Raw genomic sequence first — 20,511 nt, 5'->3', positions numbered from 1 at the left:
GGCTTGCTCGCGAATGCGCTACGTCAGTCAACAATGCGCCACCTGACACACCGCATTCGCGAGCAAGCCCGCTCCCACATTTCGACTGCGTTCCGGCAATGAGATCCTTGAGTCATTGCGACAACCTCGCCATCATGCTTCCCCATCGCTAGCCACCCACCGAGCTTCGCCGTGCCTGATTCCTACGTTTTTTCTGAGCAAGTTGGCCACCTGTTGCGCAAGGCTTACCAGCGTCACCTGGCGATTTTTCAGCAGAATGTCGGCGACTCCCAGCTCACCGCCGTGCAGTTCGTCACCCTGTGTGCGCTGCGCGATCACGGTGCAAGTTCGCTGACTGAACTGGTCAAGGCCACGGCAGTGGACCAGGCGACCATTCGCGGTATCGTCGAGCGGCTCAAGGCCAAGGAATTGATCACGCTTGAGCCCGATCCGCAGGACAAGCGCAAAGTCGTGGTCGACCTGTCCCCGGCCGGCGCCGAACTGGTCGCGCAAACCGCGCCGCGTGCTGCGCAGATCAGTGAATTGACCATGAGCAACCTCAACCCCGCCGAACGCGTGGCAGTGCTGTTTCTGTTGCGCAAGATGATCGAGGATCCGCAGGAGTAGGGCGGCAGGGTTGTGAGCTGACCAGCGGTGCTCAGCAGACGTCCCTGTGGTGAGCAGACTTGCTTGTGGTGAGCAGGCTTGCCTGTGGTGAGCGAGCTTGCCCCGCGTTGGGGCGCGAAGCGGCCCCTTTCAAGCATGCTGAGTTATTGCTGAAGAATTGCGGAGTGTGGTTTTTGGGGCTGCTACGCAGCCCAACGCGGGGCAAGCCCGCTCGCCACAAAAGAAGGCTGCTCACTACAGGAAGTCTGTTCACCACAGGCAGTCTGTTCACCACAAAGAAGGCTGCTCACCACAGGCAGTCTGTTCACCACAAAGAAGGCTGCTCACTACAGGCAGTCTGTTCACAACAATAAGTCAGTTCACCACAGGTAGTCTGTTAACCACTTCCCCCCCCATTGGCACCGTTTTTGCTCCAGGTTGATGTAGCAGCCACTTCATCAGTCAAGTGTGTCGTGAGACCCCAGGTCCGCGGCGCTTTTTTTTGACTGTTTAGTGTAGTGACTACTTCACCAACTGTTACGGGCGAAGCGAATGATCAGCCAGCACATCACGGTAACGCTTGAGGTCAACGGGCAGCAAAGCGACGTCAGCGCCATGGCGGATACGCCGCTGTTGTTGGTGTTGCGCAATGACCTGCAGCTCAACGGCCCCAAGTACGGCTGCGGCCTGGGCGAGTGCGGTGCCTGCACGGTGATCATCGATGGCGTGGCGGCGCGTTCCTGTGTGTTCCCGCTGTCCGGCGCGGTGGGGCGCGAGATTGTCACCCTGGAAGGCCTCGGCACGCGGCAGGCGCCGCATCCGGTGCAGCAGGCCTTTATCGATGAGCAGGCCGCGCAATGCGGCTACTGCCTCAACGGCATGATCATGACCACCAAGGCCTTGCTCGACCGTAACCCCAACCCCAGCGAAGCCCAGGTGCGCAACGAGCTGTCGGGCAATCTCTGTCGCTGCGGCACCCATATCGAAATCCTCCGCGCGGTGCTGCGTGCCGCTCGCCTCATGACCGTGGATTGATGACCATGACCGACACTCCGCTTTCCCGTGACCAGTGGCTGGCCAAGGCCGGCGTCCTGTTGATCGTCGATGACGTGCTGCCGCCTTCGGGCCCGGTGGCCAAGGGCGGTACGCCGACCGTGAAGCCCAAGGAACTGGGGCTGTTTATCGCCGTCAACGACGACGGCCTGGTGTATGCATTCAACGGCCATGTGGATTTGGGCACCGGCATCCGCACTTCGCTGGGGCAGATCGTCGCCGAAGAACTCGACCTGGGCATGGACCAGGTGAAGATGGTGCTTGGCGACACCGAGCGCGTGCCGAACCAGGGCGCGACGATTGCCAGCGCGACCTTGCAGATTTCCGCCGTGCCCTTGCGCAATGCGGCCGCCGAAGCGCGGCGCTTCTTGCTGGCGCGGGCGGCGGGGCGCTGGGGAGTAAGCACCGCCAGCCTCAAGGTCGACGCCGGTGTGATTCAAGCGGCGGACGGGCGCACCACCACCTACGGCGAACTCGTCAGCGGCCAGCACGACCAGTTGCGCATCAGCGGCGACGCACCGCTCAAGGCCGTCGAGGATTACCGCCTGGTAGGCAAGGGCGCTGCGCGGGTGGATATCCCCGGCAAGGCCACCGGCGAACTGACCTATGTGCACGACATGCGCGTGCCCGACATGCTCCATGGGCGGGTGATCCGCCCGCCGTACGCCGGCCTGGATTGCGGCGAGTTTGTCGGCAACAGCCTGCTGCGCGTGGACGAGGCCTCCATCGCGAATATCCCCGGCATTGTCGCGGTCGTGGTGATCCGCGATTTTGTCGGCGTGGTGGCGCTGCGTGAGGAGCAGGCGATCAAGGCCGCCGAGGCGCTGCAGGTGCACTGGAAACCTTGGAACAATGGGTTGCCGGACATGAGCGATGTGGAACAAGCCATCCGCGACAATCCACGGGTGCGCCGCACCGTCCTCGACCAGGGCAATGTCGATGAAGCGCTGGCGGGTACCAGCCAGCGCTTGTCGCGCAGTTATTTGTGGCCTTACCAGATGCACGGTTCGATCGGCCCGTCCTGTGGCGTGGCGGACTATCAAGCCAGCGGCAGTCGCGTCTGGTCCGGCAGCCAGAACCCGCACCTGCTGCGCGCTGACCTCGCGTGGCTGCTCGAATGCGATGAAGCGCTGATCGACGTGATCCGCATGGAAGCCTCCGGCTGCTACGGGCGTAACTGTGCTGACGATGTCTGCGCCGACGCCTTGCTGCTGTCGCGCGCGGTGGGCAAGCCGGTGCGGGTGCAATTGACCCGCGAGCAGGAACACTTGTGGGAACCCAAGGGCACCGGGCAGTTGATGGACGTCGACGGTGGCCTCAACGCCGACGGCAGCATCGCCGCCTATGACTTCGAAACCAGCTACCCGTCCAACGGCGCGCCAACCCTGGCATTGCTGCTGACGGGGCGCGTGGAGCCGGTGGCGGCGATGTTCGAGATGGGCGACCGCACCTCGATCCCGCCGTACGACATCGATAACATGCGTGTGACTATCAACGACATGGCGCCCATCGTGCGTGCGTCGTGGATGCGCGGCGTGTCGGCGTTGCCCAATACCTTCGCGCATGAATCCTATATCGATGAACTGGCGTTTGCCGCTGGCGTCGACCCGGTGGAATACCGCCTGCGCTACCTCAAGGACGAGCGCGCCATCGACCTGGTGAAATCCACCGCCGAACGCGCCAACTGGTCGCCGCGCACCGCGCCGATGCAGACCGCCAATCCAGACCACCTGCTGCGTGGCCGTGGCTTTGCCTACGCGCGCTACATCCACAGCAAGTTTCCCGGCTTCGGCGCGGCATGGGCGGCCTGGGTCGCGGACGTGGCGATCGACAAGCAGACCGGCGATGTGTCGGTGACGCGGGTGGTGATCGGTCATGATTCGGGGATGATGATCAACCCGGCGGGGGTGCAGCATCAGATCCACGGCAATGTGATCCAGTCCACCAGCCGCGTGCTCAAGGAGCGCGTAACCTTTGAAGAGTCGACGGTGGCGAGCAAAGAGTGGGGCGGTTATCCGATCCTGACGTTCCCGCAGGTGCCGCAGATCGACGTGCTGATGATGCCGCGCCAGGACCAGCCACCGATGGGCGCCGGTGAGTCCGCCTCGGTGCCCAGCGCGGCGGCGATTGCCAATGCGATCTACGATGCCACCGGGATTCGCTTTCGCGAGTTGCCGATCACCCCGGAGCGCGTATTGGCGGCGCTGAACGCCGGCACCTTGGGTGAGCCGGCCAAGTCGCCGCAAAAACGCCGTAAATGGTGGTTCGGTGCGCTGTTCGCGAGCTTGGGCGCGCTGCTGGCCACGGCCTGGCCGTTTCACCCCGAGATCGCGCCGATAGCGCCGCCCAGCGCCGGCACCTGGTCCAAGGCCACCCTGGAACGCGGGCGCCTGCTGGCGGCCGTCGGCGATTGCGCGGTGTGCCACACGGCGCCCGGTGGCGCGACCAATGCCGGTGGGCTGGCAATGCAAACGCCCTTCGGCACGCTGTACAGCAGCAACATCACCCCGGATGTCAAAACCGGCATCGGCGCCTGGTCGTACCCGGCGTTCCAGCGAGCGATGCGCGACGGCATTGGCCGTGATGGGCGCAACCTCTACCCGGCGTTTCCCTACACCGCGTTTCGCAATATCGACGATGCCGACATGCAGGCCCTGTATGCCTACCTGATGTCCCAGGCCCCGGTCAGCCAGGCGCCGACACCGAATGCCATGCGCTTTCCGTTCAACATCCGGTCGTTGATGGCGGGCTGGAATGCGCTGAACCTGCGGCGCGGTGAGATCACGCCACAGCCTGAACGCGGTGAGCAGTGGAACCGTGGCAACTATCTGGTCAATGGCCTGGGGCACTGCGCCGCCTGCCATTCGCCGCGTAACCTGATGGGGGCGGAGAAGGGCGGCCAGTCGTTCCTGGCGGGGGGCATAGTGGATGGCTGGGAAGCGCCGGCATTGACGGGGTTGTCCAAGGCGCCGACACCGTGGACCGAAGAGCAGTTGTTCACCTATTTGAGCACCGGCTATTCCGAGGCGCACGGGGTGGCCGCCGGCCCGATGGGCCCGGTGGTGAGTGAGTTGGCGAAGTTGCCCAAGGCGGATATCCGCGCGATGGCGGTTTACCTGGCGTCGCTGAATGGCGAGGCGGCGGCCGAGGCCAAGGTCGCCGCCGCAGTGACGGTGCCGAATCCGAATGGCCGACGCGTGTTCGAGGGTTCGTGCAAGGCCTGCCATGCCGACGGCCTGGGGCCGAAGTTGTTTGGGGTCAGCCCCTCATTGGCGACCAATACCAATGTGCACAGTGATCAGCCGGATAATTTGATCAAGGTGATTTTGCAAGGCATCAGCAACCCTGCGACCAAGGACCTGGGGTACATGCCGGGTTTCAAGGACAGCCTGTCGAACACGCAGGTGGCGGAACTGGTCGGCTATCTGCGCGGGCAGTTTGCGCCGAACGCGCCGGCATGGAATGGCCTGGAGCAGAAGGTCGCTCACTTGCGTGCGAACCCCGGTACGCACTGATAGCCCAGGCGATAAGCCGATCAACTGTGGGCGCCGGGCAAGCCCGGTTCCCACAGTTGGAATGGGTTTCTACACGGAGACCGGGGTGACGCCCCGCACCACCAAGTCACTGATAAACCCCAGCCAATCCTGCTGCTGCCGCTTGTTCGACAAGTCCTCGCCGAGGAATGAGCTGAGGGTGTGGCGGTTGGAGTTATAGAAGTAGCAGAGCGAGGCGATCATCAGGTACACGTGCTTGAGGTCGACATCCTCGCGGAACACGCCCTGGGCCTGGCCCGCCTCGATGATCGGGCGCAGCACGCCGACTGCTTCCCCGGACAACCGGCGCAATTCGCCGGACTGCTGCGCGTGTTTGCCCTGGTGCAGGTTCTCGATGCTCAGGATCGCCACGAACTCCGGGTGCTTGACGTAGTAGTTCCAGATAAACGCCACCAGTTCGCGCAGGGCCTGCACCGGCGTATCGAGGTCCAGCTTGAGCGTGCTTTCGGCTTTGTTGAACTGCTCGTAGGTGTGCTCCAGCACGCAGACGAACAAGTGCTCCTTGCTGCCGAAATAGTAATAAAGCATGCGGTCGTTGGAGTCCGCTTCCTTGGAAATGCTGTCGACACGCCCGCCGGAATAGCCGTCGCGGGTAAACACCTTGATCGCCGCCTGCAGGATGCGCGCGCGTGTCTGGTCCGCCTGTTGGGCTCGGATCCCGGTCTTCTTGATTGCCATGCCAGCGCGCCTTCGACGACAGTTTGGCGCGAAATATAGCATGGGCATTTTGCCGGCCGTTCTGTGACCGACAAGTTCTGTAATAAAAACGCCATTGCACTGGGGATTAAACCCGCGACGGGCTATTTTGGTGCGTCTCAATAACTAGAGTAGCCATGGATGAAATACCAACCCTTCAGCCGTACCTTGATTGCCACTGCACTGGTGTTGACGGTCAGTGGCGTTCACGCCGCGTCCCAGGCCCCGGTGGCCGGTGAAAACGGCATGGTGGTAACGGCCCAGCATTTGGCCACTCATGTCGGTGTGGATGTACTCAAGGCCGGCGGCAACGCGGTCGATGCGGCCGTGGCAGTCGGCTATGCGCTGGCCGTGGTGTACCCGGCGGCCGGCAACCTCGGCGGCGGCGGTTTCATGACCGTGCAGCTGGCCGACGGACGCAAGACCTTCCTCGACTTCCGCGAAAAAGCCCCGTTGGCGGCCACCGCCGACATGTACCTGGACAAGGCCGGCAATGTCGTCGAAGGCCTCAGTGCCAAAGGCCACCTGGCCGTCGGCGTGCCCGGTACCGTGTCTGGCATGGAACTGGCCCTGAGCAAATACGGTACCCTCAAGCGCGCCCAGGTGATTGCCCCGGCGATCAAGCTGGCGGAAAACGGTTTCGAGCTGGAGCAGGGTGATATCGACCTGCTGCACACCGCCACCGGCGAGTTCGAAAAAGACCAGGACATGCGCGGGATCTTCCTGCACAACGGCCAGCCGATGCAGGTCGGCCAGAAACTGGTGCAGAAAGACCTGGCCAAGACCCTCAAGGAAATCTCCGCCAAGGGCAGCGACGGCTTCTATAAAGGCTGGGTCGCCAAGGCGCTGGTGGATTCCAGCCAGGCCGGCAAGGGCATCATCACCCAGGCTGACCTCGACAAGTACAAGACCCGTGAACTGGCGCCCATCGAGTGCGACTACCGTGGCTACCACGTGGTCTCGGCACCGCCTCCGAGCTCCGGTGGCGTGGTGATCTGCCAGATCATGAACATCCTCGAAGGCTACCCGATGGCTGACCTCGGCTATCACTCGGCCCAGGGCCTGCACTACCAGATCGAAGCAATGCGCCACGCCTACGTGGACCGTAACAGCTACCTCGGTGACCCGGATTTCGTGAAGAACCCGATCGCCCATCTGCTGGACAAGGACTACGCCGCCAAGCTGCGCGCCGCCATCGAACCGCAGAAGGCCGGGGACTCCCAGGCGATCAAGCCGGGCGTGTCGCCGCATGAAGGCAACAACACCACTCACTATTCGATCGTCGACAAGTGGGGCAACGCGGTGTCGGTGACCTACACCCTCAACGACTGGTTCGGTGCGGGCGTGATGGCGAGCAAGACCGGGGTGATCCTCAACGATGAAATGGATGACTTCACCGTCAAGGTCGGCGTGCCGAACATGTACGGCCTGGTCCAGGGCGAAGCCAACGCCATCGCGCCGGGCAAGGCGCCGCTGTCGTCGATGAGCCCGACCATCGTGACCAAGGATGGCAAGGCCGTGATGGTGGTGGGCACGCCAGGTGGCAGCCGTATCATCACCGCGACGTTGCTGACCATCCTCAATGTCATCGACTACAAGATGAACATTCAGGAAGCCGTGGACGCGCCGCGTTTCCACCAGCAGTGGATGCCGGACACCACCAACCTCGAGACCTTCGCGGTCAGCCCGGACACCCAGAAGATCCTGGAAAGCTGGGGCCACAAGTTTGCCGGTCCCCAGGATGCCAACCACCTGGCCGCTATCCTGGTCGGTGCGCCATCCCTGGACGGCAAGCCGGTGGGCAACAACCGCTTCTACGGCGCCAACGATCCGCGTCGCAATACCGGTCTGTCCCTGGGCTACTGAGGCCTGAGGGGCTGATGCCGGTGAGCCAGGGACAGCGCAAGGCTGCCCTGGCTGTCGGTATCACGCGCTGGACCGACCTGGATTGAGCATCTGCACGCCTTGCAGGCTCTACCCCAAGAGCCCTGCAAGGATCCGCTGCGATGAAAGCCCTGAAAATCGCCACGTTCAATATCAACGGTATTCGTGCCCGCCTGCCCAACCTGTTGCAATGGCTGGCGCGCGATCAGCCCGACATCGTCTGCCTGCAGGAACTCAAGGCACCCGACAGCCTGTTCCCGTATGCCGACTTCGAAGCCGCCGGCTACGGGGCGATCTGCCTGGGCCAGGCGTCGTGGAATGGCGTGGCGATCCTGGCGCGCGATGCCCAGCCGCTGGAGAGCCGGCGCGGTTTGCCCGGTGACGAGCACGACACGCAAAGCCGCTATCTCGAAGCCGCCGTGCACGGTGTGCTGGTCGGCTGCCTGTACCTGCCCAATGGCAACCCGCAGCCTGGGCCGAAATTCGAGTACAAGCTGGCCTGGTTCGAACGGCTGATTGCCTATGCCCAAGCGTTGCAGGCCAGTGAGCATCCGGTGCTGCTGGCTGGCGATTTCAACGTGGTGCCCACCGACCTGGACATCTACAACCCGCGCTCCTGGCTCAAGGATGCCTTGCTGCAACCGGAAAGCCGCGCCGCTTACCAGCGCCTGCTGGAGCAGGGCTGGACTGATTCCGTGCGCCATCTGTACCCCGAGGCACGGGTGTATACCTTCTGGGATTACTTTCGCCAGCACTGGCAGAAAAACGCCGGCCTGCGCATCGACCACCTGCTGCTCAACCCGGCGCTCACGCCGTACCTCAAGGATGCCGGCGTAGATGCCTGGGTGCGCAACGAGCCGCACGCCAGCGACCATGCGCCGACGTGGATTCAACTGGGCACGCGCAAAAAGCGTTAACGGCGGCGGATGATGTCCAGGGCTTCGGCTTTGCCTAGGGGCTGCTGCATGCGCTGTGAGAGGTCGGCCATGGCCTGCTGGTGTTCGCAGGCGATCACCGCTTCAACCTGGTAGTCATGGCAGAGCAGGGCGATGAAGTCATGGTGTTGCAGGTCGCCTTCCAGGTGCAGGCGGTTCCAGTGTCGCGGGTGGCCGAGCAGCTCGAAGGTCTTGTCGAAGTGGTAGGTCCAGAAGAACGGCACATCGGCATACGTTTGGGCTTCACCGAGCATGTTGCGCGCCGCCAGCACCCCCAGTTGCTGGGCCACGCGCCAGTGCTCGATGCGCGTGGGATGCTGTTGCCAGGCAAAGGTCACGTTGTCGCCGGCGGCCCACAGGCCCGGGGCTGCCTGCAGGTGCGCATCGACCTGCAGTGAGTGGTCCTCGGCTTTTTGCACTCCGTCGATAAAGTCGGTGGCCGGTTGTACGCCGACGCCGATGAGCACCAGGTCGGCGGCCAGGCGATTGCCATTTTTCAACAGCACCGTACTGACGGCGCCATGCCCGTCCAGGCGTTCGGGCTCGGTATTACTGTGGAAGATCACCCCGTGGTCTTCATGCAACTGGCGGAGGGCGGCGCCAATGCGCGGCCCCAATTGCGCGGCCAGCGGGATGGCGTGGCGGCTGACCACCTGCACCACTAGACCACGCTGACGCAGGGCCGACGCTGCCTCCAGGCCGATAAAACTGTCACCGATGATCACTGCACACGTCGCCGAGGCCGCCGCCGCGCTGATCCGTGCAGCATCGTCGCGGCTGCGCAGCACGAACACGTTATTCAGCACGGCGCCGGGGATGTCCAGGCGCTGGGCGTCGCCGCCGGTGGCCACGAGCGCGGCGTCGTAGTCGAAGTGTTGGCCGTCGACCAGTTCGATGCGTTTGGCCGCGGCGTCGAGGCGCTGCACCTCGCCGTGAATCACCACGGCCTCGTCCAGCAGGGCAGGCGTGTCATCGGCAGCCATCTGGCCGGCAATCACGAATTTGCTCAGGGCGGTGCGATCGTAGGCAGGGTTCGGTTCGCGTTCGATCCACAGCAGGCGCCCGGCAAATCCGCCGCGTTGCAGGCTGGCCACGGCCGCTGCACCTGCCGCGCCGGCACCGATCACCGCGAAGCAGCGTGAATCGTGGGGCAGTGGCGTGGGCTCGGCGCACAGAGCGGTGTCGCCGACGCTGACCACGCCATCATGCACCTGCACCGGGTATTGCTTGAGCCCGACCAGTGCCGGGGGTTCCCGCACCGCGCCACTGTCCACGGCAAAGGCCGCCTTGTGCCACGGGCACACGATATGCCCGTTGCAGATCACGCCTTGTTCGAGCGGCGCGCCAGCGTGCGGGCAGTCCGCCTCGAACGCCCGCACCTGGTCGCCGACGCGCACCAGCAGCACGGGGTGGGCGGCGGTTTCGACACGAACACCACGGTTTTCGGGCAGGTTGATCAGGCGGGCAACGATGCGCATGTTCATGGGCCAATCTCCTTTAGAAGATTGACTGGTGAGCAGGGCGATGGACTGCGTTGACCCGATGGTCGGTCGTTATTCCAGCACCTGCGCCACGGCGGCGAAGGCTTTGGCGCGGCGTTCCTGCCAATTGCCGCCGATCACCAGGGCGGGCTGCTGGTGCTGCTCGATCCAGTCGAGGCTGGCCTGGAAAAACGCCTGTCGATCGGCCAGTTGCGGTTGGCAGCGTTGCCCGTCCGCCGTCCACTCGACATCGTCGGGAGACAGCAGCAGGTGCAAGTCGTAGTGCCGCGCCAGCAACTCATCGTCGAGCCATGCCGGGTAGTCACCGAACAGCGTCTGGCTCCAGAGTTTGTTGGTCAGCAGGTGCGTGTCGAGAATCAGCAGGCGCGGCTGCTGGGCGCGGGCGGCATCTTCCCAGGCCAGTTGGCCACGGGCGATGGCGGGGATGTCCGCGAGGGTGGTATCACGCTGGTGATGGTCGATGAAATAGCGCACGTATTCACCGACCATCAGCCCGCCGAAGTGCGCCTGCAACTCCGCTGCCAGCCAGCTTTTGCCGCTGGACTCGGGGCCGGCGAGTACGACCACTTTCATGCGTGCAACGCCGGATCGGCGCGCCATTCACGCCAGCCCTGCACGGCGATCACGGTGAACAGCGCATACAGCGCGGCGGTGAGGTACAGGCCTTTGTAGAGAAACAGCCCGACGAAGATCACGTCCACGGCAATCCACAGCGGCCAGCACTGCACGCGTTTTTGTGCCATCCACATTTGCGCCACCAGGCTGAAGCCGGTGAGGGCGGCGTCCAGCCAGGGTTGGGCGGCGTCGGTCCAATGGGCCATGGCGGCGCCGAGCAACAGGCTGCCGACCGCGCCCACTGCGAGGCTGGCGATGATCGCCGGCACGCCCAGGCTGGTGACCTGGCGCCCCTGCTTGACCTCTCCGGCGCGGGTCCACTGCCACCAGCCGTAGACCTGCAGGGCCGCGTAGACGACTTGCAGGAGCATGTCGGAATACAGCTTCACGTCGAAGAATACCCAGGTGTAGAGCAACACCATGATCAGCCCGATCGGCCAGCACCAAGGGTTCTGCTTGACCGTCAGCCACACGGCAATCACCCCCAGGGCAGCGGCGAACAGTTCAAGCGCGGACATGGTGGTTCCTTGGGTGAATGGCAGAGGGCGGGGATTGTAACCAAAGATCAACCATTGTTGGAGCTGGCTTGCCGGCGATGGCGCCCTTGAGTCTCGCATGGATCCCAAGGGCCTCATCGCCGGCCAGTCGGCACCTACAGTCAGACTTTGAATTGGCGCAGCAGGCCGTCGAGTTGTTCGCTCAAGCCGCGCAACTGCACGCTGGCGGCGCTCGACTGTTCCGCCGCCAGCGCCGTGCTGTGGGACAAGCCAGCCGCCTGGGTCACGTTCTGGTTGATGTCTTCGACTACGTGCGCCTGTTGCAGGGTGGCGCTGGCAATCGAGGCATTCAGGCCGTTGAGGTTGCGCAGGGCCTGGCCGATGGCATTGAGGCTGGCCCCGGCCTGGCCGGCCTGTTCGATGGTCAGTTGCGATGCGCTGTGGCTGTCGCTGATGACCTTGACCGCCGCTTCCGAATGCCCCTGCAAACGCTCGATCATCAGTTGGATCTCGGCAGTCGACTTCTGTGTGCGCTGGGCCAGCAGGCGCACTTCGTCGGCTACCACCGCAAAGCCACGGCCTTGTTCACCGGCGCGCGCCGCTTCAATCGCGGCGTTCAGCGCGAGCAGGTTGGTCTGGTCGGCGATCGAGCGGATCACCTCCAGCACGCCGCCAATCTGCGTGCTTTCGCTGGACAGGGTGCGGATCACTTCGACGGCCTGGCGGATGGTGCCGGAGAGGTGGTCGATCTGCTGCAGGCTGCCGTCGATATTGACCTGGCCTTGCTGGGCCTGGACCTGGGCGTCGCGCATTTCGCTGGCGGCGTGTTCGGCGTTCTTGGCCACGTCCTGTACACCATAGGTGACCTCATTGATCGCGGTGGCCACCAGTTCCATCTGCTGGGACTGCTGCTGGCTGCGAGCATGGGCCTGGGTGGCGTTGGTGCCCAGCTCCCTGGACGACTCGCCGAGCGCGTTGGCGCACACCTGCAACTGGCTGACCACCTGGCGCAGCTTGGCGGTGAAGCTGTTGAAGTGCCGGGACAGTTGGGTGACTTCGTCGTCGCCGTGGGTGTCGAGGCTGCGGGTGAGGTCGCTTTCGCCGCTGGCGATGTTGCCCATGGCGTTCACCGCTGCCTGCAATGGCTGCACGATGCTGCGGGCGATCAGCGTGACCAGCAGCGCCATGACCAGCGCGATGCCCAGGCCGATCACCGAGGCTTTCCACACCTGGCCGCTGAACTCGGCCTGCACATCATCCACGTACACGCCGGAGCCGATGATCCAGCCCCACGGCTCGAACAGCTGGATATACGAGGTTTTCGCCACCGGCGCTTCGGCGCCGGGTTTCGGCCAGCGGTAGTTGACGATGCCGGCGCCCTTGGCCTTGGCCAGGATCACGAATTCGTTGAACACCGCGAACCCATCGGGGTCGCGGATGGCCGAGAGGTTCTGGCCGTCCAGCTTGGGGTTGGCCGGGTGCATGATCATCACGGGGGTGAGGTCGTTAATCCAGAAGTAGTCGTCATGGTCGTAGCGCAAGCCGCGCACCGCGCTCAAGGCCTGCTTCTGCGCAGCGTCACGGGTCATCACGCCAGTGGTTTCGAGGCTGTGATAAAACGTCAGGATGCCGCTGGCGGTCTGGACCACGTGCTGGGTCTGCTGGCGCTTGGCCTGGTACAGGTCGTCATGAATCTGCCTGAGCATCAATAAACCCAGGGCAAACAGCATCAGCACGGCGACTATCAGGATCAGCCAGAGGCGCCGACTGATCGACATATTGCGCAAACTGTTCATCGTCCTGTCACTCCGTGCTTTTTATAATTGTGGGTGCTGCATCGACTTTTACGCCTTGTCTGATAGGCTTTCGGCCTGCAATCGCAAAACCTGAGTACTGCCTGATTTTTCACAGAATTTTTGCAGGCCGGCGTTGAGAATCAACGCCGGGCCTTGGGTGTGCCCGTCAGTGAACATTAAAAGATAAACCAGGCATGCGATTGAGCATGACCTTTGGGGGAAGTATGGATTTGTGGACCGCCGCACAGGCATTGATTCTCGGCGTGGTGGAGGGGCTGACGGAGTTCTTGCCGATCTCCAGCACCGGCCACCAGATTATCGTCGCCGACCTGCTCGACTTCGGCGGCGAACGCGCCATGGCGTTCAACATCATCATCCAGCTCGGCGCGATCCTCGCGGTGGTCTGGGAATTTCGCCGCAAGATCCTCGACGTGGTCACCGGCCTGCCGACCCAGCGCAACGCCCAGCGCTTCACGATCAACCTGTTGATCGCGTTTCTGCCGGCGGTGGTGCTCGGGGTGATCTTTGCCGACTTGATCCACCACTACCTGTTCAACCCGATCACCGTGGCCACGGCCCTGGTGGTGGGCGGCGTCATCATGTTGTGGGCCGAACGGCGCCAGCATGAAGTGCACGCCGAAAGCGTGGACGAGATCACCTGGAAAGACGCGCTGAAGGTTGGGTTTGCGCAGTGCCTGGCGATGATTCCGGGCACCTCGCGCTCGGGCTCGACCATCATCGGTGGGTTGCTGTTCGGCCTGTCGCGCAAGACCGCCACCGAGTTCTCGTTCTTCCTGGCGATGCCGACCATGGTCGGTGCGGCGGTGTATTCGGGCTATAAGTACCGCGACCTGTTCCAGCCGGCTGACCTGCCGGTGTTTGCCATCGGCTTTGTCACCTCGTTCATCTTCGCGATGATCGCGGTCAAGGGCCTGCTCAAGTTCATCGCCAGCCACAGTTATGCGGCGTTTGCCTGGTACCGCATTGCGTTCGGCCTGCTGATCCTGGCGACCTGGCAGTTCGGCTGGATCGACTGGGCGGCCGCCAAGGCATGATGATCCAGCACCCGCGCCTGAAGGCGCTGATCTTCGTGCTGCTGTGCGCGGCGCCCGGGTTGGGCTCGGTACTGGTGTGGCTACGCGGTGAAACGCTGATCCCGCTGGTGGCGTATGGCGTGGTCAGCGTGATCGCGTTTTTCCTCTACTGGAGCGACAAGCGCAAGGCGCGTACCGACGGCTGGCGCACCCCGGAAAACATCCTCCACGCGGTGGAACTGGCGGGCGGCTGGCCGGGGGCGCTGATCGCGCAGCAGGTGTTTCGCCACAAGACCCGCAAGGTGTCGTACCAGGTGCTGTTCTGGGTGATCGTGTTGCTGCACCAGGTGTTCTGGCTCGACCAGTTGTTCCTCGGCGGCACGCTGGTTTCAGTCCTCTAGCAACAAACCGATCTGCGTGCGCTTGGGCAGCTTGCTCACCACCAACTGGTGGGAACGCTGCAACAAGCCGCGCAGTTCCTCGGCGCCCAGCGGGTAGGGCGTGTTCATGATGATCCACTGCGCCCGCGCCAAATACGGCGCCGGGTGGATGCCCGGGCGGTCGACATGGCCGAGGAACAGCTCCTTGTCGACCTTGAACGCCAACGAGTCACCGCGCAGGTTCTGCAGGGCAAACATCTTGTTGCCGGCAATCGAGAACACCCGCACGCCACCCCATTTGTAGTCTTCCCGCGCGCCGGGCAGGCTCAGGCAGAAGTCTGCGACGTGGGCTTCGGTCATCTTCATAGCAAACGATCTCCACAGCCTTTGAACCCTTCCTCGAGGTAATCGATCCAGGCGCGAATGGCTGGCAGCACGCCGCGTCGATGCGGGTACACGGCTTGCAGCCAGCCGCCCGGCAGGGACCATTGCGGCAGCAGTTGCACCAGGCGGCCGCTGGCCAGTTCTTCTTCGCAGTACATCATCGGCAGCACGGTAAAGCCCAGGCCCATGATCGCGCTGGCTTTGCGCACAATGAAGTCGTCGATGCCCAGCCGGGCTTCCATCGCCAGCTCGTGCGGGTTGCCCTGGGGGTCGAGGATGCGCTGGTGTACCAGGCGATCCGCCTCCAGCGCGCCGAGTATCGGCAACTGCTTGAGGTCGTCGAGGGTACTGACCTGGCGCCCGAGCATCAGGGCGGGGCTGGCGACCAGCACGGTCTGGGCCTGGCGCAGGCGCTTGGTCACCAGCAGCGGGTCCTCGTCACCGAGTTCGCGCACGCGCAGGGCCACGTCGATGCCTTCGGCGACCAGGTCGACGCGGCGGTTGACCAGGGTCATTTCCAGCTGGACCAGCGGGTGGGCGGCCAGAAACCCGGCCACCAGTTCCGGCAGAATGTGCTGGGCCATGCCCACCGGGCAACTCACCCGCAAGCGCCCGCGCGGTTCACTGGACATGCTGGCGACGGCCTCATCGGCCATTTCCGCCTCCAGCAGCATGGCCTGGCAATGGCGCAGGTAGCGCTCGCCGACGGCGGTCAGGGTCAATTGGCGGGTGGTGCGCTGCAGCAGGCGCGCGCCGAGGCGTTCTTCCAGCTCGGCAATGCGCCGGGACAGGCGCGACTTGGGAATCCCCAACAGCCGCCCGGCGGCCGCAAAGCCACCGGCTTCGACGACTTTGGCGAAATAGTAGAGGTCGTTGAGGTCTTGCATGGTCGGCCTGTTGTCCTGTCGATGGGACGAATCATCCGCGTCTGCGCGAGGCAAATCCACCCCGAAAAAAGCCAGCAGCAGTTGAACGCTGGTTTTTTTGCAAGGATCCACTGTACTGATTGCCTATTCCTATCAGGGCGTAGCGTCAGCCGGTCTGGCGCGATACCGTGTGTTTTTGCACTGGAGCCAGCCAGCATGGGCCGCACCGAAAGAATCATCGAGTTGATGGGCCGCCTGGCGCCTGTCGAAGGCTATAACCTGACCGCACTCGATGACGTGCGCTTCCTGCGTTCCAACCGCCCGTTGCACCGCGTGCCGGTGCTCTACGATCCCGGCATCGTGATCGTGTGCCAAGGGCGCAAGCGCGGTTACCTCGGCGAGGACATCTACGTGTACGACGCCCAGCACTACCTGGTGGTGTCAGTGCCGGTGCCGTTCACCATGGAAACCGAGGCCACTGAACAAGCGCCAATGCTCGCGGTATACCTGCGCCTGGATTTCACCCTGGCGGCGGAGTTGATGCTGGCGCTGGATGACTTCCCGGCGCAGGGCGAAGCCCAGCCCAGGGGCATGTATTCCTCGCCGATGGATGAGCCGCTCAGCGCGTCTCTGCTGCGCTTTCTCGAGGCCATGAGTGTGCCGATGGAGGCGCATATCCTTGGACCCGCGCTGGTGCGCGAGATCTATTACCGGATCCTCACGGGGGAGCAGGGCGGCTCGATGCGCGCCGCGCTGAATCGCCAGGGGCAGTTCGGCAAGGTCGCGCGGGCGATTCGCAAGATCCATGGGTGTTATCACCAGCACCTGGACGTGGAGGCGCTGGCCAGGGAAGCGATGATGAGCGTGCCGAGTTTTCACGCGCATTTTCGCACCGTCACCGACACTTCGCCGATGCAGTACCTCAAGTCCACGCGCTTGCACCAGGCGCGCCTGCTGATGCTGCGCAGCGATATCACCGCGGCCACGGCCAGCACCCAGGTCGGCTATGAAAGCGCCTCGCAGTTCAGTCGCGAGTTCAAGCGCTTCTTCGGCCGCACGCCGCAGGAGGAGATCCAGTGGATGAAGCGGACCTATGCGCTGCCCGCGCCTGCGTCGGCGTCGATCTACGTGTCGTCCCATTGAGTGTGAAGCGGGCTTGAGACAGTGCACTGTCCCGCTGACGAGACGAACAGTCGCATTTCAACCCTCTAATCGATCATTGGCTTCACCTGTAGGATCAACCTCACTTGATCGCCCTGTCGCGATCCTCACTTGGAGATCCCGCATGAAACTGTTGCATATCGATTCCAGCATCCTCGGCGACAACTCGGCTTCCCGTCAGCTCAGCGCTGGTGTGGTCAAGGCCTGGCAAGCGGCCGAGCCCGGTGTGGAAGTGACCTACCGCGACCTGGCCAGCGAAGGCATCAACCACTTCTCCGGCGCGACCCTGGGCGCCCTGGGCACCGCCGCCGAATTGCGCGACGCCGCGCAAAAGCACGAGGCCGAACTGAGCGCCTCGTCGCTGGCCGAGTTCCTCGCCGCCGACGCCGTGGTGATCGGTGCGCCGATGTACAACTTCACCATTCCAACCCAGTTGAAAGCCTGGATCGACCGTATCGCGGTCGCCGGCCAGACCTTCCGCTACACCGAAGCCGGCCCGGAAGGCCTGTGCGGCAACAAGAAAGTCATCATCGTGTCCACCGCTGGCGGCCTGCATGCTGGCCAGGCGTCGGGCGCCGCCCATGAAGGCTACCTGAAATTGCTGTTTGGCTTCCTCGGCATCACTGACATCGAAATCGTGCGCGCCGAAGGCCTGGCCTACGGTGACGAAGTGCGCAGCAAGTCCTTGAGCGACGCCAACGCACAGATCAACCAACAGTTGTTCGCCGCCGCGTAAGGCTTGTGTAAATTTCGCCTCTGCCCCGTTTCAATCTGAAGCGGGGCGCCTAAACTCTGTATTCTGGCCGCCTGAAAACGACCGGAGTACGGAGTTTTTTCGTTTGCCCGCTGTCTTTACTTTGGCCCAGGTTATGCACACATGGGTTTACCACCCGGTGCGAGTACCTTGAACCATGGACTTTTCAATCAGACATGCCGGTTTTAATGCAGCAAAGGTGGACATCCTCATGATGCGTCTTTGTGCTGTTATGGTTCTTTTCCTGCTGGGCGGCCTGATTTCAGTGCATGCCGCGCCTGCGCCGCACCCGCATTGGAGTGTGGGCTTCCACCGCATGACGTTTCTCGACCCGCTCGACCTGCAGCCGATGAAAGCCGTCGCCTTCTACCCCTCTACCGGGCTTGAGCACACCACGCAGTTGGGCGCCTACCATGTCGCGGCCACTGAAGATGCGAAGATCGCCATCGGGCGTTTCCCGATGCTGATGCTGTCCCATGGCAACACCGGTACGCCACTGGCCCTGCATGACCTGGCCACCTCGCTGGCGCGTAAAGGCTTTGTAGTGGTGGCGGTGCTGCACCCGGGTGACAACTACAAGGACCACAGCCGCCTTGGCACCGTGAGCAACCTGTATGGCCGGCCGATCCAGATTTCCGAAGCCATCACCGCCACCCTGGGCGACCCGATGCTGTCGCCGTTCGTCAACGTCAATCAGGTCGGGGTCATCGGCTATTCGGCCGGGGGTGAAACTGCGTTGATCCTGGCGGGGGCCAAGCCGGATTTCGACCGCCTGCGCCGTTATTGCCAGGAGCGCCCGGAAGACCGCGACGCCTGCACCACCAAAGGTGAGCTGGTGGTTGACCGTGACGATCTGCAACCGCAATCCGACCCGCGTATCCATGCCTTGATGCTGATGGCGCCGCTGAGCTTGATGTTCGGCCGTCAGACATTGGCTGATGTGCATGTGCCGGTGTTGCTCTACAGCGGCGACGGCGACAAGCTGGTAGCCGTGGACAAGAACGCCGCGGCCCTGGCGCGCAAGTTGCCGGAGCCGCCGGACTTCAAGCTGCTGGCAGGGGCCGGGCATTTTGTGTTCATGGCGCCGTGCGACAGCGATCAATTGGCGGCGATGCCGGCGATCTGCACCGATGCCGATGGCGTCGACCGCGAAGGCATTCACCGTGACCTGATCTCCGAGGCCGGGCGCTTTTTCGGCCACACCCTCGGCCAATCCACCCGCGCCGGGTTGCAGACTGCCGATCAGTAAGCGCGACGCTTGAGCGACACCGTCAAGCCCAGGGCCGTGACCGACAGTAGCGCTGCGCAGAAGAAAATCCAGCCGTAGCCGAGGTTCAGCGCCACGGCGCCCATCAGTGGTCCGGCAATCGCCAGGGCCAGGTCGAAAAACACCGCATAGGCACTCAAACCCGCGCCCCGGCTGCTGTTGGGCACTTGCTTGATGGCTTCCACGCCGAGCGCCGGGTACACCAGCGACAAGCCGAAACCGGTCAGCCCGGCACCGATCAAGGCCACGCCAGTGGAGGGTGCCAGCCACAGCAGCGTGAGGCCCACGGTCTCGATGGTCATGCAGGCAATGGCCGCGCGAAAGCCGCCGAAGCGGCTGATCGCCGAGATGAACACCAGCCGCGACAGGATAAAGCACACGCCAAAGACCGTGAGGCAGTACGCCGCGCCGGCCCAGCCGCGGTTGAGGTAATACAGGGTAATAAACGTGGTCAGCGTGCCGTAGCCGATCGACGCCAGGCACAGGCTCGCACCAAACGGCGCGATGCGCCCGAACACGGCCCAGAACGGCAGGCGCTCGCCACGCACCACCGGCACCGAGGGCTTGTTGCGGATCAGCACCAGGCCCAATGCCGCCAGTACCGTCAGGGCGATGCCCAGGCTGCTGTAGCCATAGTCGGCGACCATCACCACCCCCAGCGGTGCGCCGATGGCGATGGCGCCGTAGGACGCAATACCGTTCCAGGAAATGGAACGCGCGGTGTGTTCGGCGCCCACCGCGCCCATGCACCAACTGATGGTGCCCACGCCGATCAGGCCCTGGGCCACACCCAGCAGCAGCCGGGCAGCAATCAGGATGGCCAGGCTCAAGTTGGGCAGGCTTTCTGCCAGCGTGGCGAAAAACGTCAGCACACCACTGAGCAGAATGCCCGCCAGGCCCAGTACGATCGCGCGCTTGGTGCCGACGTTGTCGGACATGCGCCCGGCCATGGGGCGGCTGAGCAGGGTGGCCAGGTACTGCGAGCCAATGGTCACGCCGGCCACTACTGCGCTGAATCCCAGTTGCTCGTGCACATAGCCAGGAATGACCGCAATCGGCAGGCCGATGCAGATGAACGCGATGAAGGTGTAGAAGACGATGGAGACGATCTGCAGGGTGATCGACAGGGAACTGGGGGCGGCGTCAGACATGGTCACTCATTCGCGGGCGGGCGGTGAGGGCATGATGGCAAGGGGCAGGGGGAAAAGGAAGCAGGCTAACTACTTTGTTTGAAGTGGAGTGGGGCTTTGATTTTGGTGAGTCAGCTTATTTGTAGTGTGCAGGCTTATTGCAGTGTGCAGGCCTATTTGTGGTGAGCAAGCTTATTTGAGGTGGCAGGCTTATTTGAGGTGAGCAAGTTTATTTGAGGTCAGCAAGCTTATTTGAGGTGAGCAAGTTTATTTGAGGTCAGCAAGCTTATTTGAGGTGAGCAAGCTTATTGTGGCGAGCAGGCTTGCCCTGCGTTGGGCTGCGAAGCAGCCCCTATAAAAAGCACCGCGTTCTGCCAGACAGAGCGCGGTGTTTGAATTTAGGGCTGCTTCGCAGCCC

Annotated in this window: 18 protein-coding genes; 10 read left to right on the top strand and 8 right to left on the bottom strand. The window is 63.3% G+C overall.

Going from position 1 to position 20,511, the window contains the following annotated elements:
* Window positions 1-171: 171 nt before the first annotated feature.
* The 3 genes from QMX97_RS26575 (at window position 172) to QMX97_RS26565 (ending at window position 5,153) form a co-directional block, all read left to right on the top strand.
* Complete coding sequence (locus tag QMX97_RS26575) at window positions 172-606, top strand: MarR family winged helix-turn-helix transcriptional regulator (protein WP_065904969.1); 435 nt, start codon at window positions 172-174, stop codon at window positions 604-606.
* A 531-nt stretch (window positions 607-1,137) separates the two neighbouring features.
* Window positions 1,138-1,620 carry a (2Fe-2S)-binding protein gene (locus QMX97_RS26570; protein ID WP_106804026.1) on the top strand — a complete coding sequence of 161 codons (483 nt, stop codon included), beginning with the start codon at window positions 1,138-1,140 and terminating at the stop codon, window positions 1,618-1,620.
* A 5-nt stretch (window positions 1,621-1,625) separates the two neighbouring features.
* Window positions 1,626-5,153: a molybdopterin cofactor-binding domain-containing protein gene (locus QMX97_RS26565; protein WP_282397874.1), complete on the top strand. Its 3,528-nt coding sequence runs from the start codon at window positions 1,626-1,628 to the stop codon at window positions 5,151-5,153.
* Between the two features lie 69 nt (window positions 5,154-5,222).
* Here the strand turns inward: QMX97_RS26565 and QMX97_RS26560 are convergent, their stop codons facing one another.
* Window positions 5,223-5,870 carry a TetR/AcrR family transcriptional regulator gene (locus tag QMX97_RS26560; RefSeq protein WP_106804025.1) on the bottom strand — a complete coding sequence of 216 codons (648 nt, stop codon included), beginning with the start codon at window positions 5,868-5,870 and terminating at the stop codon, window positions 5,223-5,225.
* Window positions 5,871-6,029: 159 nt separating this feature from the next.
* Between QMX97_RS26560 and ggt the strand changes: the two genes are divergently transcribed.
* Complete coding sequence (ggt, locus tag QMX97_RS26555) at window positions 6,030-7,754, top strand: gamma-glutamyltransferase (protein WP_065904974.1); 1,725 nt, start codon at window positions 6,030-6,032, stop codon at window positions 7,752-7,754.
* Between the two features lie 140 nt (window positions 7,755-7,894).
* Window positions 7,895-8,689, top strand: a complete 795-nt coding sequence (locus tag QMX97_RS26550; protein WP_065904976.1) for an exodeoxyribonuclease III — start codon at window positions 7,895-7,897, stop codon at window positions 8,687-8,689.
* On the opposite strand, the gene QMX97_RS26545 is transcribed toward QMX97_RS26550, so the two are convergent.
* The 4 genes from QMX97_RS26545 to QMX97_RS26530 all read right to left on the bottom strand — a co-directional run bounded on the left by QMX97_RS26545 (window position 8,686) and on the right by QMX97_RS26530 (window position 13,117).
* Window positions 8,686-10,191: an FAD-dependent oxidoreductase gene (locus tag QMX97_RS26545; protein WP_282397873.1), complete on the bottom strand. Its 1,506-nt coding sequence runs from the start codon at window positions 10,189-10,191 to the stop codon at window positions 8,686-8,688. The two genes, QMX97_RS26550 and QMX97_RS26545, sit on opposite strands and share 4 nt — an antisense overlap.
* 69 nt (window positions 10,192-10,260) lie before the next feature.
* The gene (locus QMX97_RS26540) at window positions 10,261-10,782 is read right to left on the bottom strand and encodes an AAA family ATPase (RefSeq protein ID WP_065904980.1); all 522 of its coding nucleotides are present in this window, start codon (window positions 10,780-10,782) and stop codon (window positions 10,261-10,263) included.
* A complete protein-coding gene (gene pnuC / locus QMX97_RS26535; protein WP_065904985.1) occupies window positions 10,779-11,342 on the bottom strand; it encodes a nicotinamide riboside transporter PnuC in 564 nt (187 codons plus the stop codon). Before pnuC ends, QMX97_RS26540 begins: the two co-directional genes overlap by 4 nt.
* Window positions 11,343-11,482: 140 nt before the next feature.
* Window positions 11,483-13,117: a methyl-accepting chemotaxis protein gene (locus tag QMX97_RS26530; RefSeq protein WP_213551511.1), complete on the bottom strand. Its 1,635-nt coding sequence runs from the start codon at window positions 13,115-13,117 to the stop codon at window positions 11,483-11,485.
* 224 nt (window positions 13,118-13,341) lie between these two features.
* Here QMX97_RS26530 and QMX97_RS26525 point away from each other — a divergent pair, with 224 nt between their 5' ends.
* Both QMX97_RS26525 and QMX97_RS26520 read left to right on the top strand, forming a co-directional pair.
* Entirely contained in the window at window positions 13,342-14,172 is an 831-nt protein-coding gene (locus QMX97_RS26525) for an undecaprenyl-diphosphate phosphatase (RefSeq protein WP_120448498.1), read from the top strand.
* A complete protein-coding gene (locus QMX97_RS26520) occupies window positions 14,169-14,552 on the top strand; it encodes a DUF1294 domain-containing protein (RefSeq protein WP_065904990.1) in 384 nt (127 codons plus the stop codon). Before QMX97_RS26525 ends, QMX97_RS26520 begins: the two co-directional genes overlap by 4 nt.
* Here the strand turns inward: QMX97_RS26520 and QMX97_RS26515 are convergent.
* Both QMX97_RS26515 and QMX97_RS26510 read right to left on the bottom strand, forming a co-directional pair.
* Window positions 14,541-14,897, bottom strand: a complete 357-nt coding sequence (locus QMX97_RS26515) for an MmcQ/YjbR family DNA-binding protein (RefSeq protein WP_065904991.1) — start codon at window positions 14,895-14,897, stop codon at window positions 14,541-14,543. The genes QMX97_RS26520 and QMX97_RS26515 overlap by 12 nt on opposite strands.
* Complete coding sequence (locus QMX97_RS26510) at window positions 14,894-15,802, bottom strand: LysR substrate-binding domain-containing protein (protein ID WP_106804018.1); 909 nt, start codon at window positions 15,800-15,802, stop codon at window positions 14,894-14,896. The genes QMX97_RS26515 and QMX97_RS26510 overlap by 4 nt, the downstream gene beginning before the upstream one ends.
* A gap of 195 nt (window positions 15,803-15,997) precedes the next feature.
* Here QMX97_RS26510 and QMX97_RS26505 point away from each other — a divergent pair, with 195 nt between their 5' ends.
* From QMX97_RS26505 to QMX97_RS26495, 3 genes are all read left to right on the top strand, one after another.
* Window positions 15,998-16,924 carry an AraC family transcriptional regulator gene (locus tag QMX97_RS26505; RefSeq protein WP_120448499.1) on the top strand — a complete coding sequence of 309 codons (927 nt, stop codon included), beginning with the start codon at window positions 15,998-16,000 and terminating at the stop codon, window positions 16,922-16,924.
* 142 nt (window positions 16,925-17,066) lie between these two features.
* Entirely contained in the window at window positions 17,067-17,678 is a 612-nt protein-coding gene (locus QMX97_RS26500) for an FMN-dependent NADH-azoreductase (RefSeq protein ID WP_201144286.1), read from the top strand.
* 229 nt (window positions 17,679-17,907) lie between these two features.
* Complete coding sequence (locus tag QMX97_RS26495; RefSeq protein WP_065904995.1) at window positions 17,908-18,945, top strand: dienelactone hydrolase; 1,038 nt, start codon at window positions 17,908-17,910, stop codon at window positions 18,943-18,945.
* Here QMX97_RS26495 and QMX97_RS26490 read toward each other — a convergent pair.
* A complete protein-coding gene (locus QMX97_RS26490) occupies window positions 18,939-20,114 on the bottom strand; it encodes an MFS transporter (RefSeq protein ID WP_120448501.1) in 1,176 nt (391 codons plus the stop codon). The two genes, QMX97_RS26495 and QMX97_RS26490, sit on opposite strands and share 7 nt — an antisense overlap.
* Between the last annotated feature and the right edge of the window lie 397 nt (window positions 20,115-20,511).

This window comes from Pseudomonas sp. PS01298 (assembly GCF_029959745.1).
Classification (GTDB): Bacteria; Pseudomonadota; Gammaproteobacteria; order Pseudomonadales; family Pseudomonadaceae; genus Aquipseudomonas; species Aquipseudomonas aylmerensis.
Note: the sequence above shows the minus strand (reverse complement) of the source record. Positions and strands in the feature narration are given on the sequence as shown.

Bases quoted from the DNA above. Each gene is read 5' to 3' on its own strand.
- QMX97_RS26550 (WP_065904976.1), top strand. From the start codon at position 7,895: ATGAAAGCCCTGAAAATCGCCACGTTCAATATCAACGGTATTCGTGCC.
- QMX97_RS26525 (WP_120448498.1), top strand. From the start codon at position 13,342: ATGGATTTGTGGACCGCCGCACAGGCATTGATTCTCGGCGTGGTGGAG.
- QMX97_RS26500 (WP_201144286.1), top strand. From the start codon at position 17,067: ATGAAACTGTTGCATATCGATTCCAGCATCCTCGGCGACAACTCGGCT.
- pnuC (WP_065904985.1), bottom strand. From the start codon at position 11,342: ATGTCCGCGCTTGAACTGTTCGCCGCTGCCCTGGGGGTGATTGCCGTG.
- QMX97_RS26565 (WP_282397874.1), top strand. From the start codon at position 1,626: ATGACCGACACTCCGCTTTCCCGTGACCAGTGGCTGGCCAAGGCCGGC.
- QMX97_RS26490 (WP_120448501.1), bottom strand. From the start codon at position 20,114: ATGTCTGACGCCGCCCCCAGTTCCCTGTCGATCACCCTGCAGATCGTC.
- ggt (WP_065904974.1), top strand. From the start codon at position 6,030: ATGAAATACCAACCCTTCAGCCGTACCTTGATTGCCACTGCACTGGTG.
- QMX97_RS26515 (WP_065904991.1), bottom strand. From the start codon at position 14,897: ATGAAGATGACCGAAGCCCACGTCGCAGACTTCTGCCTGAGCCTGCCC.
- QMX97_RS26560 (WP_106804025.1), bottom strand. From the start codon at position 5,870: ATGGCAATCAAGAAGACCGGGATCCGAGCCCAACAGGCGGACCAGACA.
- QMX97_RS26495 (WP_065904995.1), top strand. From the start codon at position 17,908: ATGATGCGTCTTTGTGCTGTTATGGTTCTTTTCCTGCTGGGCGGCCTG.
- QMX97_RS26520 (WP_065904990.1), top strand. From the start codon at position 14,169: ATGATGATCCAGCACCCGCGCCTGAAGGCGCTGATCTTCGTGCTGCTG.
- QMX97_RS26570 (WP_106804026.1), top strand. From the start codon at position 1,138: ATGATCAGCCAGCACATCACGGTAACGCTTGAGGTCAACGGGCAGCAA.
- QMX97_RS26510 (WP_106804018.1), bottom strand. From the start codon at position 15,802: ATGCAAGACCTCAACGACCTCTACTATTTCGCCAAAGTCGTCGAAGCC.
- QMX97_RS26505 (WP_120448499.1), top strand. From the start codon at position 15,998: ATGGGCCGCACCGAAAGAATCATCGAGTTGATGGGCCGCCTGGCGCCT.
- QMX97_RS26545 (WP_282397873.1), bottom strand. From the start codon at position 10,191: ATGAACATGCGCATCGTTGCCCGCCTGATCAACCTGCCCGAAAACCGT.
- QMX97_RS26530 (WP_213551511.1), bottom strand. From the start codon at position 13,117: ATGAACAGTTTGCGCAATATGTCGATCAGTCGGCGCCTCTGGCTGATC.
- QMX97_RS26540 (WP_065904980.1), bottom strand. From the start codon at position 10,782: ATGAAAGTGGTCGTACTCGCCGGCCCCGAGTCCAGCGGCAAAAGCTGG.